Here is a 17,311-nt window from a genome sequence, read left to right on the forward strand (position 1 = left end):
TGCTTGGTTTATCGTTACGAAAAAATTCCCTCATCGAGTTGCATACATTCAGCATCAAATCATAACTCATTGTTTTATATTAAATTAAAAATAATGATTTAAAAGCTTGAAATCGTTGTAGCACCCTAAACCATTGGTGCCGATGATGTTCTTAAAGTTTCATAAACAGAGTTATCCACAGAAACCGTGGATAACTCATTCAAACCCGCATTTATAAAGGCTTTGAGAGAGCCTCCATTTTCGGTGATATCCAACCAATTGACCATTTGTTAATTGTGGCATTTTTATAAACTCACGCTAAAAACTGTAGCTCACCAATTTTTCTTCTTAACATAGTTGTACGTTAGGTTTAAAAAAACGTTTAATACAAAGTTAAGTTATTGATTGCTCTATTTTTGAACGGATAAAACAAATACTCATTTTATACATAGTGATTAGATCACAATTTAGATCAAAAAATATTTCTGTGAATATACTCATAGGTATATTTTTAGAAAATTAAAACAAAAAACGAATTAAATACGAAAAATATCGCTAAGTAAAAAATGAGTTTTTATGTTTTTGAGTTGTTTTTTAATAACAAGCCACTTTAATACCGTGTTTAATTTAACCAATTTGAAGACTCAGCAATAATAAAAGTCACATTGTTATTCTTAAATTTTTAAAAAAGTAACTTTAATAGAGCTATAAAACACGCAGATCGAACACAAAAACAACGAATAAACCTCTTTTTTCAATTTATGACTTTTATATGTTGACACTTTGCGGCGCGGTCATTAATATTTCGCCCCGTTGAAAGGCAAGACGCTTCCCCCTTAGCTCAGTTGGTTAGAGCGACGGACTGTTAATCCGCAGGTCCCCCGTTCGAGTCGGGGAGGGGGAGCCAAGTTTTTCAACCATAAACGATTCCCCCTTAGCTCAGTTGGTTAGAGCGACGGACTGTTAATCCGCAGGTCCCCCGTTCGAGTCGGGGAGGGGGAGCCAAGTTTATGTTTATGATGTAGTTCCCCCTTAGCTCAGTTGGTTAGAGCGACGGACTGTTAATCCGCAGGTCCCCCGTTCGAGTCGGGGAGGGGGAGCCAAATCATCATAATAATATCACTACTTTAGTTCCCCCTTAGCTCAGTTGGTTAGAGCGACGGACTGTTAATCCGCAGGTCCCCCGTTCGAGTCGGGGAGGGGGAGCCAAGTTTATGTTTATGATGTAGTTCCCCCTTAGCTCAGTTGGTTAGAGCGACGGACTGTTAATCCGCAGGTCCCCCGTTCGAGTCGGGGAGGGGGAGCCAAATCATCATAATAATATCACTACTTTAGTTCCCCCTTAGCTCAGTTGGTTAGAGCGACGGACTGTTAATCCGCAGGTCCCCCGTTCGAGTCGGGGAGGGGGAGCCAAATCATCATAATAATATCACTACTTTAGTTCCCCCTTAGCTCAGTTGGTTAGAGCGACGGACTGTTAATCCGCAGGTCCCCCGTTCGAGTCGGGGAGGGGGAGCCAATTCTAAGAATTTCATAGACATCTCAAGCTAATTCCACTACTCTTCCTTATATAACTAAAGCATTAGTTTATTCCTTGATGCGCTGTACTTAGTTTATTAATCAAGGACTTGATTCCTTCCCTTTTGAATTATTAAAAGACTGAAAACATGGCTGGATTTAAAAAACTTATTTTTATACAAATTATCTCTTGGTTATTGTGTGTTGCAGCAGGAAGCTACTTCATATCTATAAGCTTTGATACTGCGGTAAGTGATGCACAAAAAAGTGCGCAAACTACTGTTACTAAGTATATTAATGACCTTTCTTTAGACGATATTTCTGCTAAAAATCTAAAACAATCAATTGCAGATGGTAAAACGTTTTCAAGCTTCACTCTAAGAGATTACCAAGGGGCTGAAATATTTAGTATTAACCCCCCTACTCAATTACCAATGTTTGCTGATTTTGTACTCTCTAACTTTAACTCAGTGCGCCCTCAATTTGCTGTAAATGACGCCTCAGATATAAAAGTTGAATTTGTACTTAACATTGAGCATTTAGCGTCGCAGCTACAAACGTCCCTTTTTATTGTTATTTTGATTTCTGCCATTTTAGTTATTATTCCAATAATTCTAATGAAATCTATTTTTTACCATTTAAATAAAAACATAAGTACAACAGTTGCTGACATTATCGATATTTATATCAATCAAAACCAAGTTGATAATGATTTAGAAACAGCACTAGATGGCACTCGATTGAAAAAAATGGGAAAAGATTTAGTACCTAGCTTTAATCGATTATCACATTTCTTAAAAAACAAAAACGAAGACATACAAAGCGCTGCTATGACTATTAAGCATGAAGCGTACAAAGATGTAATTACCTCGCTTGGTAATCGTAATATGTTTGTTGAGTATTACGAAAAAAACATTGAAAACACTGAGCAAAGTACATTTGGTTCTTTAGCTATGGTTCGTTGTAGCGAACTACAAGCTATAAACCAAAGCCGTGGTTATCAAAAAGGTGATGAGTACGTTAAAGGCGTTGCCGATATTATTAAGCACATAAGCGGCACTTACACTGGCAGCCAAGTATTTAGATTAAACAGCTCTGACTTTGCTGTCGTACTACCCCACATTCCTTTAAAAGAAGCTGAGCGCTTTGGTGAAAACCTGCAATCGCGCTTCACGCAGTACCAACAAAACCAAGAGTTAAGCTCGGTAGCAAATACAGGTATTGTAGGTTACGAAAAAGGTAAGCCGTTAGGCGAATTGCTTTCTGTTGTTGATAACGCGATGAGTATGGCGCAATCAAAACAAGTAAACGCATGGCACGTACAACGCGAAACCGATTTAGTTAATAACGTAAGTGCGGGTTTTGGTAATCAAAACTGGCGTAAGGTTATTAAAGAAGTTATTGAATCTAAGCGCGTGCATTTGGTAATGCAAAACATTATGCCGCTTGGTAAAAGCATAAAAGCCTACGCTGAAGTACAAGTTCGATTTAAAACAGAAGACAATCAAGTACTGCCTACCGCTTCTTTTTTAGCGATGGCCGAAAAGCTTGATATGGCAATAGAAATTGATCGCCTGATAATAGACTCTTCTCTTGAAAAGGTTAAAAGCCGTAATTTATCTGAAAAGTTTTTTGGTTTAAACGTAACAGCCTCTAGTGCACACAACGATCAGTTTGTAATTTGGCTAGAGCGCCGATTATTGAAAGATACGCATATTGCATCTAAACTAGTATTTGAAGTAAGTGAGTTTGGTTTACAGCAAAACATCAAGGCTAGTAAGCGCTTTATCGACATGGTTCACCGTGTTGGCGCACGCGTTACAGTTGAACGTTTTGGTGTTGGCTTAACTTCATTTAAGTTTTTCCGCGATTTAAAACCTGACTTTATTAAAATGGACGCAAGTTATACTCGCGGCCTCGAAGACGATAAAAACAATCAGTACTTTATGCGCTTAATGGTCGATTTAGCTCACCGCATTGGTGTTAGTGTATTTGCTGAGGGCGTTGAGAGCCAAGAAGAAAAGCACATTATAGAAACGTTGTGTTTAGATGGCGTTCAAGGTTATTACATAGAAAAACCTAAAGACATATAGTCTATTGGAGGCATCATGAAAAGAGTAATTACCTTTATTATACTTTTTATTATGCCTTTGAGTTTGTACGCAAACGCCCCGCAAAAAGAATTAGTTTTTAGCACTCACAACTATCCTCCATTTTCATTTGTTGATGAACACGATAATGCCGCTGGCCCCTTTGTTGATATACTTACCTTAGCGTGTAAACGCCTCAATTATAAATGTGAGTTTGTCAGCGTACCAAATCGTCGCTCTAAGCTCATGCTAAAAAACCTGCAAGCTCAAGGAAACTTTCCTATGGGCTGGAATCTTGACCGCAACGAATGGCTTTATTTTTCGATCCCGCTTATGAAAATGCAATATGGATTTTTTCAACCTGAGGGTGCAAAAAAAACCATCAAAAGCCTCAATGATCTACAAAAAATGCAAATTGCTGTTTTTGGCCCTTCAAATGCATCTTTTCAACTAATCAAAATACAGCAACAAATGATTAAAGACGGATTGAGGGAATTTGATATTGTTTTACTCACCGATGCCAATGGTACGGGTGTGAAAATGATAGAAAACAACCGTATAGATGGATACTTTGCCAATACTTTACAAGCACGCGCTAGGCTAAAACAATTTAACTTACATCATGTTAATTTGGCCTTTTTACAAAGCGAATCCCCCTATTTTATTGGTTTTAATAAAATTCAATTATCTCCTGAACAAATTGCCCTATTTAATAAAGCACTATTAGATTTATACCAAGAACACGATCAATTTAAAGATATTTTAAAGCCGTATAATATCGATCCTATTCTAATTACACCTGAAATCTTAAGTCACTTTAATATCATTACTGATTGAGTCGTTTATTTGCTTCTCATGTGTTGTTAATCGATAAAGAAAAAAGGATAATACCCACGTTTATTATAGCGTGAGGCACACATGACAGAATATGTCTTGTTATTGATTGGAACCGTTCTGGTTAATAACTTTGTATTAGTACAATTTTTAGGCTTATGTCCGTTTATGGGCGTATCAGGTAAGCTTGATACGGCGATTGGTATGTCTTTGGCAACCACGTTTGTGCTTACTCTTGCCTCTGTAACTAGCTATTTAGTTAATCAATATATTTTAATCCCTCTGGATATCGCCTTTTTACGCACCATGAGCTTTATTTTAGTGATTGCCGTTGTAGTGCAATTTACCGAAATGGTTGTGCGTAAAACAAGCCCTACTCTATATCGTTTATTAGGCATATTTTTACCGCTGATCACCACTAACTGTGCGGTATTAGGTGTGGCTTTATTAAATATCAAAGAAGATCATTCGTTTTTACAATCTGCAGTGTATGGTTTTGGTGCTGCGGTTGGTTTTTCTTTAGTGCTTGTATTGTTTGCAGCACTACGAGAGCGTTTAGCCGCTGCTGACGTTCCTACGCCTTTTAAAGGCGCCTCTATTGCAATGATCACTGCAGGCTTAATGTCGATGGCGTTTATGGGTTTTACTGGATTAGTGAAGTTTTAATATGACCTTGTTTTATGCCTTGATAGCGATTGGTTCGCTAGCACTCATTTTTGGACTTATTTTAGGGTTTGCAGCAATTCGCTTTCGCGTTGAAGGTAACCCTATTGTTGAGCAAATTGATACTATTTTGCCGCAAACTCAATGCGGACAATGTGGCTACCCGGGTTGTCGCCCTTACGCCGAAGCCATAGCCAATGGCGATGAAATAAATAAATGCCCACCGGGCGGCGAATCAACCATGAAAAAGCTTGCCGGCTTAATGGGTGTTGATGAAAAACCACTTGCCGGTGGCGAGCAAGCAGAACCTATAAAAACAGTGGCTTATATTCGCGAAGATGAATGTATTGGCTGTACCAAATGTATTCAAGCCTGCCCGGTTGACGCTATTTTGGGCGCAACTCGTCAAATGCACACTGTATTAATTGATGAATGTACTGGCTGTGATTTATGTGTTGAGCCTTGCCCTGTAGATTGCATTGATATGCTACCTGTAGCCGAAACTAAACAAAACTGGAAATGGCAGCTAGATGCTATTCCTGTTACACAAATAGATTAGAGGTTTGAGTGGACAAGTTACTTGAACAAATAAAAAAAGGCACCGTGTGGGCATTTCCTGGCGGCATACACCCACCACAACAAAAATCACTCTCTAATAGTGCGAGTATCACTCGCCTACCTTTGCCCGACAAACTCATTGTTCCGCTTAAGCAGCACATAGGTGCAAACGGTAAGTTACTTGTAGAAAAAGGCCAACACGTCTTAAAAGGTCAACCACTTACAGCGCCTGCTGCTAACTGGTCGGTACCTGTGCATGCGCCAAGCTCTGGCGTGGTTACTGATATTGCACCTATGCCATCAGCACACCCATCGGCCCTACCTGAACTAAGTGTTATTATTGAACCAGACGGCAAAGACGAATGGGTAGCTCTAAATAAAAATAAAAATCCTGCTGAGCTTAGTCATGACGAGCTGATAAATATTATTCACCAAGCCGGTATTAGCGGTATGGGTGGTGCTGGTTTTCCTACTTATGTAAAAGCAGATACCAAGCAACCTATCGAATTTTTAATTGTAAATGCTGTTGAGTGCGAACCTTATATTACTGCCGATGACGTTTTAATGCGCGAACACGCTAAAGAAGTTATCCAAGGCATTGAAATAATGCAGCAACTTTTAAATCCAACGCTGTGCATTGTGGGTATAGAAGATAATAAGCCAGAAGCTATTGCAGCAATGAAGCAAGCAGCTGAGCATAACTCAAAAATTATTATTCAAACGGTGCCCACTATTTATCCATCTGGCGGTGAAAAGCAATTAATTAAATTACTTACTAACCGTGAAGTTCCTAGCATTGGTATTCCTGCCGATATTGGTATTTTAGTGCATAACACCGGGACTTTGTTTGCCGTACAACAAGCCGTTTATGAAGGTAAACCACTCATTGAACGTATAGTTACGGTAACAGGTAACACTATTCATAAGCCTGGGAATGTATGGGCACTACTTGGCACTGAAATAAAGCATTTACTTGATTGCCAAGGTTTCTCACCTGTACCGCAGCAAAGTGTTGTAATGGGCGGCCCAATGATGGGCTTTACGCTACCCACAGTGCGTATTGGCATAGTTAAAACAACTAACTGTATTTTAGCGCCTGATCATAAAGAGCTTGCGGAGCCCGGCCCTGAAAAAGCCTGTATACGTTGTAGCGCTTGTGCCGATGCCTGCCCTGCTTCTTTATTACCACAGCAATTGCAGTGGTTTGCTAAATCAAAAGAGTACGACAAACTACAAGAGCATAATTTATTTGACTGTATTGAGTGTGGTGCTTGTGCATATGTGTGCCCAAGCGAAATCCCTCTTGTACAGTACTACCGTATAGCCAAAGTTGAAATTAAAGAACAACAAGCTGACAAAATTAAAGCCGACAGAGCAAAAGAGCGTTTTGATGCACGAAAAGAGCGTTTAGATCGCGAGCAAGAAGAACGTCAAAACCGCCATAAACGTAAACCTGCCGCTAAATCTGCTGACGAAAAGCAAAAAGTAGCAGAGGCACTAGCCCGCGTTAAAAATAAATCAGATAACGGCGATGAAAAATCAGCTGTTGCAGCCGCTATTGCACGCGCTAAAGCTAAAAAGCTAGGCGATCAATCTGCTGAATTAGAACCTGACAACAGCGAAGTAGCAAAAGAGCGCGCACTACGTAAAGAACAAGCGCGTAAATATAAAGAGCAAAAATCTCAAACAGATGAATCGGCCGATACTGCGCCCGTTGATGATAAAAAATCAGCAGTCGCTGCAGCCATTGCTCGAGCTAAAGCTAAAAAAGCAGCACAAGCATTAGATAACGCTGAACAAGCAGCAAGTGAAGAGCCACAAACTGATGCACCTGTTGATGACAAAAAAGCAGCCGTAGCTGCGGCCATTGCTCGTGCTAAAGCCAAAAAGGCAGCACAAGCATTAGATAACGCTGAACAAACAGTAAGTGAAGAGCCACAAACTGATGCCCCTGTTGATGACAAAAAAGCAGCCGTAGCGGCGGCCATTGCTCGTGCAAAAGCTAAAAAAGCAGCTAAAGCATTAGAAGAAGCTGAGCAAACCGTGAGTGAAGAGCCACAAAGCGCGGCACCCGTTGATGATAAAAAAGCAGCGGTAGCTGCGGCCATAGCTCGTGCTAAAGCTAAAAAAGCGGCTAAAGCACTAGATGTTACCGAACAAACTCAGCCCCAAGAGCTACAAGTTGATAGCGCAGCACCTAAGAGTGCAGAAAGTAACACCGATGACTCATCAGTTCTTATTAACGCAGATAAATCTAAATCAGCCGACGATAAGAAAAAAGCCGCCGTGGCTGCTGCAATTGCGAGAGCAAAAGCTAAAAAGTTACAAAAAGAAGGAAATAATCAGTCATGAAATTAACCATGGCCAGTTCGCCGCATAATCACAGCCATAAATCGTTAACGCGATTAATGCTTAGCGTTATTGCTGCGTGTATTCCTGGGCTAATTGCTCAAGTTTTCTTTTTTGGTACAGGTGTGCTTATTCAACTGGTACTAGCGCTTGTTGCTGTAAGCGTATTTGAAGCTGCAATAATGCTAATACGAAAGCGCCCTGTTTGGCCTGCATTAAGTGATGGCAGTGCGTGGCTTACTGCCGTGTTATTGGCATTGAGTATCCCTCCACTTGCCCCTTGGTGGATAATCGTTATTGGCTGTTTATTTTCTATTGTTATAGTTAAACAGCTTTATGGCGGCCTTGGGTTTAATTTATTCAATCCAGCAATGGCGGCTTATGTACTGCTTTTAGTTTCGTTCCCAGTGCAAATGACCGCATGGTTGCCTGTCACCGATTTAATAAATACGCCAATAGGCTTTGCTGATCAGCTAAGGCTAATATTCACCGATTTTACGGCCTCTGGGTTTAGCCTAGATCAAGTACGTGCAGGGGTTGATGGCCTAACAATGGCAACACCGCTGGATACTGTTAAAACAGACATAGCACACGGTTTAACCGTTACCGAAAGCATGCAAAAGCCATTATTTAACGAATGGGCTGGCCTTGGTTGGGTGTGGGTTAACTTAGGCTTTTTAGTGGGTGGTTTATACTTATTAAAAGCAAAAATAATTAACTGGCATATCCCTGTCAGTTTTATCGTAACTTTAGCTGTATGTAGTGCTATTGGTTATATCGCATCACCTGGTACAGAGCCGGGCACCCTATTTCACTTATTAAGTGGTGCCACTATGATGGGTGCCTTTTTTATAGCAACCGATCCGGTATCTGCAGCAACAACTAACAAAGGGCGCTTAATTTATGGCGCGCTAATTGGCTTACTAATTTATTTAATTCGTACCTTTGGTGGTTTTCCTGATGCCATCGCATTTAGCGTATTATTGATTAATATTGCAGTGCCGCTAATAGACTACTACACACAGCCACGTACTTATGGCCATGGAGCAGTAAAATGATCATTTCGTCAATGGCTAAAAATGGTGCTATTTTAACTGCGTTTGCGTTAGCAACAACGGGCTTAGTTGCCTCTATCAACGCGCTTACTGCCGATAAAATTGCAGAGCAAGAACAACTGCAACTTACTGCGCAGCTACAAGAAGTGCTCGACCCAAAATCGTACGACAATCAATTATCGCAAGATTGCGTAATTATTACTGACGAAAAGCTAGGCCCACACGCAAACCAGGTAATTTACCGTGCTCGTAAAAACAATAAACCAGTCGCTGTTGTTATTAGGCATGTTACGCCAAACGGCTACAGTGGCGATATAAACCTGTTAACAGCTGTGTTGAGCGATGGCACTATTGCTGGCGTTCGTACCACTAAACACGAAGAAACCCCTGGTTTAGGCGACAAAGTAGAAGTTAAAAAATCACTTTGGATCACAACATTTAAAAGCTTAACGGTTGAAGGCGAAGAAGACGCTCGCTGGGCTGTAAAAAAAGATGGCGGCCAGTTTGATCAATTTACAGGCGCGACCATAACGCCACGTGCTGTTGTGGGCTCTGTTAAAAATGCCGTATTGTTCGCACAAACTAATTTTGATGATATTTTTGCAGCACCTAATGCCGAATGTATGGAGGTAGCTAAATGAGTGAGTTAAAAACATTATACAAAGAAGGTGTATGGGTAAATAACCCTGCCCTTGTACAGCTTTTAGGTTTATGTCCACTGCTTGCCGTTACCTCAACTGTAACAAATGCCTTAGGTTTAGGCTTAGCAACTTTACTCGTACTAATAGGCTCCAATGTTACCGTATCAATTGTGCGTAACTGGGTGCCAAAAGATATTCGTATACCTGTATTTGTAATGATCATCGCGGGCTTTGTAACAATAGTTCAATTACTTATGAACGCTTACACCTTTGGTTTATATCAATCATTAGGAATTTTTATTCCGTTGATTGTAACTAACTGCGCCATTATTGGCCGCGCTGAAGCATACGCCTCTAAAAACCCTGTTCATTTATCAGCATTTGACGGCTTAATGATGGGCTTAGGCTTTATGGCTGTACTGTTAGTATTAGGTACTATGCGCGAACTAATCGGCCAAGGTACGCTGTTTGACGGTGCCGACTTATTACTTGGCCCATGGGCACAGAGCTTGCGCATAGAAGTATTTAACTTTGATAACCAATTTTTACTCGCAATTTTACCACCGGGTGCCTTTTTAGGACTTGGGCTACTTATTGCCGCTAAAAACGTAATCGACGCACAAATAAAATCAAAACAAGTTGCACCGCCAGAGGCTGAAAAAGGCCCTCGAGCACGTGTTACTAGCTTAACTTAAGGGGAAAACGTATTAGAGCAACAATTAGCACTAATACGTTTTAAGTTGCATGAATAAAGAAAAACGTCACCAAATACTGTCGCGCCTGCGCGACGATAATCCGCACCCAGTTACTGAGCTTGAATATTCAAGCCCGTTTGAGTTACTAGTAGCAGTAACACTCTCAGCGCAAGCAACCGATGTAGGCGTTAATAAAGCCACTCGAAAGTTGTTCCCTGTTGCTAATACGCCACAAGCCATTTTAGACTTAGGTCACGATACACTGCGTGATTATATAAAAACCATCGGCTTATTTAATTCTAAAGCTGCCAACGTGTACAAAATGTGCCAAATTTTGGTGGATGAGCATAACAGCATCGTGCCAGAAAATCGTGAAGCATTAGAAGCCCTACCAGGCGTTGGCCGTAAAACAGCTAATGTTGTACTCAATACAGCCTTTGGCTGGCCTGTAATAGCCGTAGATACACACATATTTCGTGTTTCTAATCGTACCAAGCTCGCTATGGGTAAAGATGTTGTCGCTGTAGAACAAAAGCTTGAAAAGGTTGTACCAAAAGAATTTAAAGTAGACGTGCATCACTGGTTGATTCTTCACGGACGTTACACCTGCGTAGCACGTAAACCTAAATGTGGCAGCTGTATTATTGAAGACCTGTGTGAGTTTAAAGAAAAAACGGAATAGCCCCAAAAGCGCGGTAAGTAGTCGCGAGTTTACCTCGCGCAATGAAGCACAAGCCTCAAAATCCCAAAAGCGCGGCAGAAAGCCACGCCTACAAATATAATACCCCCCTGTAGATGCGAGTTTACCTCGCGCAATAAAGCATAAACCACAAAAGCGCGGCATAAAGCCGCGCCTACAAATACAACGCCAACCCTGTAGTCGCGAGTTTACCTCGCGCAATAAAGCACAAGCCCAAAATCCCAAAAGCGCGGTAGAAAGCCACGCCTACAAATACAACGCCAACCCTGTAGTCGCGAGTTTACCTCGCGCAATAAAGCACAAGCCCCAAAATCCAAAAAGCGCGGTAGAAAGCCACGCCTACAAATACAACGCCAACCCTGTAGTCGCGAGTTTACCTCGCGCAATAAAGCACAAACCCCAAAACCCCAAAAGTGCGACATAAAACCGCACCTATCAATCCATCTAGATAAAACATTTTTATACGTGAGGGCATGTTAGTGAAATTGTACAATTATTAGAATATTATCAAAGTATTAATTTCACAAGTCTCACTCCTTTGGTTATGCTAGTGAGCATTATAAAATTTTATTGTGAAACCCTCTATGCTACCTCTACTTCGTATCTTGATAATTGAGCAAGACCCAGCCACTTTACAAGGGCTTTCAACGAATCTGTCAAAGACCATTCCTAACTTTGAGCGAGACGATATTCATATCGATATTATTGAATGCCTCGAGCTTAAACGCGCGTTGGAACATGTAGAGGAAGATGGTGATATTCAAGCCGTAGTTCTAAGCTGGGATATGCACAACAAGGTGGGTGAGCGGATGTATAGCCGCTTTATTGAAGAGTTAAAGGCAATTCGTCTTGAGCTGCCGGTTTATGTTATTGGCGACGACACTAAAGGGCTGGAGATCGTAAACGAATCAGAAGAAATCGAATCCTTCTTTTTTAAAGATGAAGTAATTTCTGACCCAGAAGCTATTTTAGGTTATATGATCAACGATTTTGACGACCGTTCGGAAACGCCATTTTGGACGGCGTATCGCCGTTACGTCGGTGAAGCAAACGACTCTTGGCATACACCGGGCCATAGCGGGGGTTCTAGCTTTAGAAACTCACCTTATATCAAAGATTTTTATCAGTTTTATGGCCGCAATGTATTTGTTGGCGACCTGTCGGTTTCGGTAGACTCGTTAGGCTCATTGTCAGACAGCACCAATACCATTGGTCGCGCTCAAGAATCAGCCGCGGCGACGTTTGAGGTTAAACACACCTACTTTGTTACAAATGGTTCATCTACCTCAAATAAAATCATCTTGCAGACACTCCTGCGCAAGGGAGATAAAGTAATTGTCGACCGTAATTGCCATAAGTCCGTACACTATGGCATCTTGCAATCAGCTAGTTACCCCATTTATTTGGCGAGTATCTTAAATCCAAAATATGGCATTTTCGCGCCACCGTCGTTGGCCGACATCAAATTAGCAATTGAAAACAATACTGATGCTAAATTACTAGTGCTTACCGGGTGTACTTACGATGGCCTACTTAGCGACCTGAAACAAGTCGTAGATTATGCTCATCAATATGGTATTAAGGTGTTTATAGATGAAGCCTGGTTTGCATACTCTTTGTTTCATCCTAGCTTTCGTCATTATTCTGCAATACATGCTGGGGCTGACTACATTACGCATTCGGCGCATAAAGTAGTATCGGCGTTTTCTCAAGCGTCTTATATTCATATTAACGACCCCGATTTTGATGCCGATTTCTTTCGAGAGATTTATAGTATCTACGCCAGCACATCGCCTAAATATCAGCTTATTGCATCGCTTGACGTGTGCCAAAAGCAATTAGAGATGGAAGGCTATAAGCTGCTCAATGCGCTGCTAAATCATGTTGAAGAGTTTAAACAACAGATGGCCTCGCTTAAGCAAATTAAAGTACTAGCTAAGCAAGACTTTATGGAAATATTCCCGCATTTTAGTGGTGATAATATGGGCCACGACCCATTAAAAATCCTTATTGATATTAGTGAGCTACCTTACTCATTAAAAGATATTCATAAATATCTACTGGATGAAATTGGGCTAGAGATAGAAAAATACACACACAGCACCATTTTGGTTTTACTTACGCTTGGCGGCACTCGCTCAAAAATAATTCGTTTGTACAATGCGTTGAAAAAGCTAGACAGCGGTAAGGTAAAACTATCGAAATCGACGCGCAGAGCCCGCTTACCTGAAAATTTACCTGCCATAGACTTGGCGTGTATTCCAAGCGATGCTTTTTATGGCGACCGCGAATCTGTGCCTATCAGTAAAAGCAACAACCGCATTTGTGCAGGTTTAGTTACTCCATATCCACCAGGTATCCCACTTTTAGTACCGGGCCAGCATATCACTGATGACCATATCGAATATTTACAAGAGTTGGCAAGCCAAGGACTGACGATACAAGGCAGTTTCGATGGTGAAATTTATGTTCTTAAGGGTAAGGTTAAAAAATAAAGGTATTGGTTTAATACTATCTCGATAATAATACCAATCTGCTTATATACGGGGTCTATTTAACGTTAAGAAAATTACGCTAGAACTAGGCAAAAATTTTTGTATCTAGTTGTTCTAAATAAAAAATTTTTAACGACGTTATAGTGCAATTTAATTCGTTAAATTGATCAAAGATTTATGCAGGTTGGTATAATTACTGGTGGCAGTGCCGCAAGACATTGCCGCAGTAACAGTATTGAGAAGTAAAATACAAAGTGGAATAAATCATTTTTATAAATGTTAACTAATTTTAAGTAAAAAAAAGCAAGCCAGATGGCTTGCTTTTAGCGTCTTTAAATACACACACTTATAGACTCGATTTAACTATAACTTTTAAAATCTATAGCTAGCGCCAAATGTAATACGGCGGTCTGTAATACCTTGGAAACAAAGTAAAGCACCTTCGTTAACACAAGACTGGCTAACTTCTGATTCAGTTAAGTTAACGGCTTCAATACCGATATTTAGCTGATCGTTCACATCATAACTTATGCTGGCATTAAGCTGCCCTCTGTCTTCTTGTACAACAGGGAAACCCCATGGGAAGCTCGAGGTGCTACCAAAGTCAGTTGAACGGTACCCTTCGCGCCACGTGTAACGCGCTCGAGCAGATAGACCGTATTTTTCATAGTAGAATGTGATGTTATATGCGTTTTCTGACAGATCAATGAGTGATTGCTTAGCACTTATGTCTGCATCCGGGTTACCGGTTGTTAATGCAAAAACAGCATTTGCACGACTCGTTGCAGTGTCAAATGATTCACCACCAGAAAATTCTTGATAGGTATAGTTAGCAACCACACCAAAACCTGATGCCCAACCTAGCTCTTTTTCAAAACTTGATAAGTCGTATTGAGCTGCAAGCTCAATACCTTGCTGTGTTGTTTCACCAGAGTCATTAATAGTAGTTTGTGTTGGTACACATAACCCTACGCCAGCATCTGGGCCAAACACGTTTATGTCTGCAATTGGATTAAATATGCCGCCGCCTTCACACTCTGGACCATTTGTATCGCGAAAGCCTGTGCTTGGGTCTTCAAATGGGTCAACTTGCTGTGTAACGTGCAAATCGCTACGTGTTTTATGAAAGTACCCCACACTTAACAAAGCAGCGGGTGCAAAATACCAATCTGTGGATATATCGAAAGAGGTTACTTCTTCTGGCGCTAAGCCTGAATTACCAATTGAAACGGCACTATTAGGGCTTGTGCCAAACGTAACAGATGTAGATAGGTCATCAAAATCTGGGCGTCTAATATCTTTTGACCAACCTAAACGAACAATCACATCTTCACTTACATTCGCGGCTAAATTGAATCGAGGTAAAAAGAAATCGTAATCACCTTTTGACGTTAGCTGAGTAACCAGTTCGTTGCCACTTCCATCTTGAGTAACAGAGTTACCTAGCGATGTAACTTCAGTCTCTAAATAACGTAGGCCAAAGTTACCGCGAAACATGCCGTACTCAAAATTTGCTTGTGCATATAAGGCATGTGTTTCTTCTTCAATATCAAAAAATGCATTTACTTGAGACGTTGGTGAACTTATTGGTCCACGATCAGAACCCGTTATTGCATTATTAGCTTCAATCGCTTGGTTAAGCGCTGCTAATACGGCTTGTGGATCAGAGGATGCAAGCTCTGGGTTTATAAGTAAGAAATCACGAATATAGAGTGCTCGCCCATCACCATCGTTAAAGTTATCTGGGCCCGCTGTTAATAATTGTGCAAATAAATCACCCGTTGGGCTATCAGCCATATTTCTTAAACCAACGTTAGAGCGAACTTGATCCGACACACTACTCGTTTTACTGTAGCGGTAACCAAAATCGACTGACGTTATTACATCATCTAAGTAATATGTAAAATCTGTACGAAACGCATCTTCTGTATTTTCTGACTCATCTTGCCCTTGGTTTACGTCACGTAGAACAACATTTGCAGGGTCGAGTAATTGAGCCATTGTTGGCGCGTTTGCCTCTCCCGTTGCAATCCCAAACGTAAGTGCATCACCTGTAAGATCATACTCAAAAGGAGTACCGTTTTCATTTGACGAATTAGTAGCAACATTTGGATTTATAAAATTAAGCGTTGTATTAAAGCTTGGTGTAGTTGAATCAGAACGAGAGGTTGAGGCTTCAACACTTGCAAATAATCTATCGCCTTGCCATTCGCCCCCTATTCTAAATATTTTGCTCTTTGTGATGCGTGAATTAGTATCGCTAGAAAAACGCAAGTTAGGATCGCCACCACCGTCTTCAACCGGAATTACGCCTCTTACGGCCGCTTGTATGCTGCCTAGGTTTTGTCCGTCCAGTGAACCAAAATTAACTGTTTCAAATTCACTCGGTATTGATACATTTCTAAGATCACTTAGGCCAGATGCTTGTACTCTTGAGCTTTCTTGGCGGCGCTCTTGATCATTAACAACTGCATCAAAAAAGAATTTCATATTATCGTTTGGTGCATATTCAAATGTACCTGCGAAGTTTTTTGTCTCGTATTCGTAATTATCGTAATCTTGAATTAAAAATTGTACTGGTAGAAAATCAAACGATTGTGCACTTGCAGCACCACTATCAGCGGCTACCGAATTATCTCTATCTGCGCGAGGACGAAATGCGGTTACGTCTTGCTCACTGTAACTACCACTAAATACAACACCAAACTTACCGCCCGAATCAAGCTCCCAGTTATCACCCCAAGCACCCGATACCCTAGGAGTCACGCCATCTGTTGATAAGCTACTATCTTCACCTTGGACTCTAATTGAGCCTAGAGTTTCATTTAACTGTAACGGGCGAATTGTTTTAAGGTTTATTGTTGCGCCCACAGAGCCTTCGATTGTTTTTGCTTCTGGTGACTTAATTACTTCTACACCAGAGATGATTGCAGCTGATACATCCTCAAAACTAATGCCACTTCGTCCAGACCCTGAGCCAACTGTTGATACGCCGTTCACTTCTGTACGATTAGCATTGGTACCACGAATTTGAACACCCGTACCTACCCCTGCTTCACGAGTAATTTGAATCCCTGTTACGTTTTCAAGTACTTCTGCGAGGTTTTGATCTGGTAGCTTACCAATATCTACAGCCTCGATAATTTCAACAAGGCTATCTGCTGAACGCTTTTGTGCAAGTGCATTTGTAAGCGATTGTCGAATACCTGAAACCTCGATAACCTCAAGATCGTCTGCAGCTTTTTTTGGAGCTTCTTGCGCCTGTGTAGACAAAGACATACCAAGTGCGGTTGCCGATATAACTGCCAGTGTAATTTTAGATAACTTGTGACTCATAGTTTTTTTCCTGTGTGTGTGAAATGCTATGTTTAACCAGCTACTTTATTGTTTTTATTAAAAGCCCTTAACTATTACAAATTCTTAACTTTATATTTACACCCACACCTACAAAGGTCAACCTTTTGGTAATGAATTTAGATCAAATATTATGCAATATGTTATTACCAAAATAGAAAAAACTAACTAAATTTCAAGTTAAAAGCAAAACTTACATTTTAAGTTGATGTTATTTATGGTTTTTAAATTCTATTAGAAATAGGGCTGTCAATAACAAAGGTTAGAATAGTTATCGTTTTAAAAATGAAATAATTTAGGCAGGAGAAACCGATGATGTTGGGCGTGCTGAATAAACAGTATTATTGGTTAACCAATTTAATTGTTTTTAGTCAAGTAGC

At 40.6% G+C, this 17,311-nt stretch carries 11 protein-coding genes and 7 tRNA genes; 17 read left to right on the forward strand and 1 reads right to left on the reverse strand.

Annotated elements, in window-relative coordinates:
* The first annotated feature begins 809 nt into the window (after window positions 1–809).
* From GQR38_RS08000 to GQR38_RS08080, 17 genes are all read left to right on the forward strand, one after another.
* A tRNA-Asn gene (locus GQR38_RS08000) sits at window positions 810–886 on the forward strand.
* A 21-nt stretch (window positions 887–907) separates the two neighbouring features.
* A tRNA-Asn gene (locus GQR38_RS08005) sits at window positions 908–984 on the forward strand.
* 21 nt (window positions 985–1,005) lie between these two features.
* Window positions 1,006–1,082 (forward strand) — tRNA-Asn (locus tag GQR38_RS08010).
* A 29-nt stretch (window positions 1,083–1,111) separates the two neighbouring features.
* Window positions 1,112–1,188 (forward strand) — tRNA-Asn (locus GQR38_RS08015).
* Window positions 1,189–1,209: 21 nt separating this feature from the next.
* Window positions 1,210–1,286 (forward strand) — tRNA-Asn (locus GQR38_RS08020).
* Between the two features lie 29 nt (window positions 1,287–1,315).
* Window positions 1,316–1,392, forward strand: a tRNA-Asn gene (locus GQR38_RS08025).
* 29 nt (window positions 1,393–1,421) lie between these two features.
* Window positions 1,422–1,498 (forward strand) — tRNA-Asn (locus GQR38_RS08030).
* 148 nt (window positions 1,499–1,646) lie between these two features.
* Window positions 1,647–3,590, forward strand: a complete 1,944-nt coding sequence (locus GQR38_RS08035; RefSeq protein ID WP_165721427.1) for a GGDEF domain-containing protein — start codon at window positions 1,647–1,649, stop codon at window positions 3,588–3,590.
* 15 nt (window positions 3,591–3,605) lie between these two features.
* A complete protein-coding gene (locus GQR38_RS08040) occupies window positions 3,606–4,424 on the forward strand; it encodes a transporter substrate-binding domain-containing protein (protein WP_165721426.1) in 819 nt (272 codons plus the stop codon).
* Between the two features lie 81 nt (window positions 4,425–4,505).
* Entirely contained in the window at window positions 4,506–5,087 is a 582-nt protein-coding gene (gene rsxA / locus GQR38_RS08045) for an electron transport complex subunit RsxA (protein ID WP_008172491.1), read from the forward strand.
* Window position 5,088: 1 nt separating this feature from the next.
* On the forward strand, window positions 5,089–5,643 hold the full coding sequence (gene rsxB, locus GQR38_RS08050) for an electron transport complex subunit RsxB (RefSeq protein WP_007585357.1): 555 nt from the start codon (window positions 5,089–5,091) through the stop codon (window positions 5,641–5,643).
* 8 nt (window positions 5,644–5,651) lie between these two features.
* A complete protein-coding gene (rsxC, locus tag GQR38_RS08055; RefSeq protein WP_165721425.1) occupies window positions 5,652–7,994 on the forward strand; it encodes an electron transport complex subunit RsxC in 2,343 nt (780 codons plus the stop codon).
* Complete coding sequence (gene rsxD, locus GQR38_RS08060) at window positions 7,991–9,049, forward strand: electron transport complex subunit RsxD (RefSeq protein ID WP_024607244.1); 1,059 nt, start codon at window positions 7,991–7,993, stop codon at window positions 9,047–9,049. The genes rsxC and rsxD overlap by 4 nt, the downstream gene beginning before the upstream one ends.
* Window positions 9,046–9,687 carry an electron transport complex subunit RsxG gene (rsxG, locus tag GQR38_RS08065; RefSeq protein WP_002962266.1) on the forward strand — a complete coding sequence of 214 codons (642 nt, stop codon included), beginning with the start codon at window positions 9,046–9,048 and terminating at the stop codon, window positions 9,685–9,687. The genes rsxD and rsxG overlap by 4 nt, the downstream gene beginning before the upstream one ends.
* Window positions 9,684–10,382: an electron transport complex subunit E gene (locus GQR38_RS08070; protein WP_002962263.1), complete on the forward strand. Its 699-nt coding sequence runs from the start codon at window positions 9,684–9,686 to the stop codon at window positions 10,380–10,382. The genes rsxG and GQR38_RS08070 overlap by 4 nt, the downstream gene beginning before the upstream one ends.
* Window positions 10,383–10,431: 49 nt before the next feature.
* Window positions 10,432–11,064, forward strand: a complete 633-nt coding sequence (nth, locus tag GQR38_RS08075; protein WP_165721424.1) for an endonuclease III — start codon at window positions 10,432–10,434, stop codon at window positions 11,062–11,064.
* 602 nt (window positions 11,065–11,666) lie between these two features.
* Window positions 11,667–13,577 carry an aminotransferase class V-fold PLP-dependent enzyme gene (locus GQR38_RS08080; RefSeq protein WP_165721423.1) on the forward strand — a complete coding sequence of 637 codons (1,911 nt, stop codon included), beginning with the start codon at window positions 11,667–11,669 and terminating at the stop codon, window positions 13,575–13,577.
* Between the two features lie 372 nt (window positions 13,578–13,949).
* On the opposite strand, the gene GQR38_RS08085 is transcribed toward GQR38_RS08080, so the two are convergent.
* The gene (locus GQR38_RS08085) at window positions 13,950–16,913 is read right to left on the reverse strand and encodes a TonB-dependent receptor (protein WP_024591526.1); all 2,964 of its coding nucleotides are present in this window, start codon (window positions 16,911–16,913) and stop codon (window positions 13,950–13,952) included.
* Window positions 16,914–17,311: the final 398 nt, after the last annotated feature.

It is taken from the genome of Pseudoalteromonas sp. c7(2019) (assembly GCF_011378625.1).
Taxonomy (GTDB): Bacteria; Pseudomonadota; Gammaproteobacteria; order Enterobacterales; family Alteromonadaceae; genus Pseudoalteromonas; species Pseudoalteromonas arctica.

What these genes read in the sequence shown, in the direction of transcription:
- GQR38_RS08035 (WP_165721427.1), top strand. Translation starts at nt 1,647, where the DNA reads ATGGCTGGATTTAAAAAACTTATTTTTATACAAATTATCTCTTGGTTA.
- GQR38_RS08040 (WP_165721426.1), top strand. Translation starts at nt 3,606, where the DNA reads ATGAAAAGAGTAATTACCTTTATTATACTTTTTATTATGCCTTTGAGT.
- rsxA (WP_008172491.1), top strand. Translation starts at nt 4,506, where the DNA reads ATGACAGAATATGTCTTGTTATTGATTGGAACCGTTCTGGTTAATAAC.
- rsxB (WP_007585357.1), top strand. Translation starts at nt 5,089, where the DNA reads ATGACCTTGTTTTATGCCTTGATAGCGATTGGTTCGCTAGCACTCATT.
- rsxD (WP_024607244.1), top strand. Translation starts at nt 7,991, where the DNA reads ATGAAATTAACCATGGCCAGTTCGCCGCATAATCACAGCCATAAATCG.
- rsxG (WP_002962266.1), top strand. Translation starts at nt 9,046, where the DNA reads ATGATCATTTCGTCAATGGCTAAAAATGGTGCTATTTTAACTGCGTTT.
- GQR38_RS08070 (WP_002962263.1), top strand. Translation starts at nt 9,684, where the DNA reads ATGAGTGAGTTAAAAACATTATACAAAGAAGGTGTATGGGTAAATAAC.
- nth (WP_165721424.1), top strand. Translation starts at nt 10,432, where the DNA reads ATGAATAAAGAAAAACGTCACCAAATACTGTCGCGCCTGCGCGACGAT.
- GQR38_RS08080 (WP_165721423.1), top strand. Translation starts at nt 11,667, where the DNA reads ATGCTACCTCTACTTCGTATCTTGATAATTGAGCAAGACCCAGCCACT.
- GQR38_RS08085 (WP_024591526.1), bottom strand. Translation starts at nt 16,913, where the DNA reads ATGAGTCACAAGTTATCTAAAATTACACTGGCAGTTATATCGGCAACC.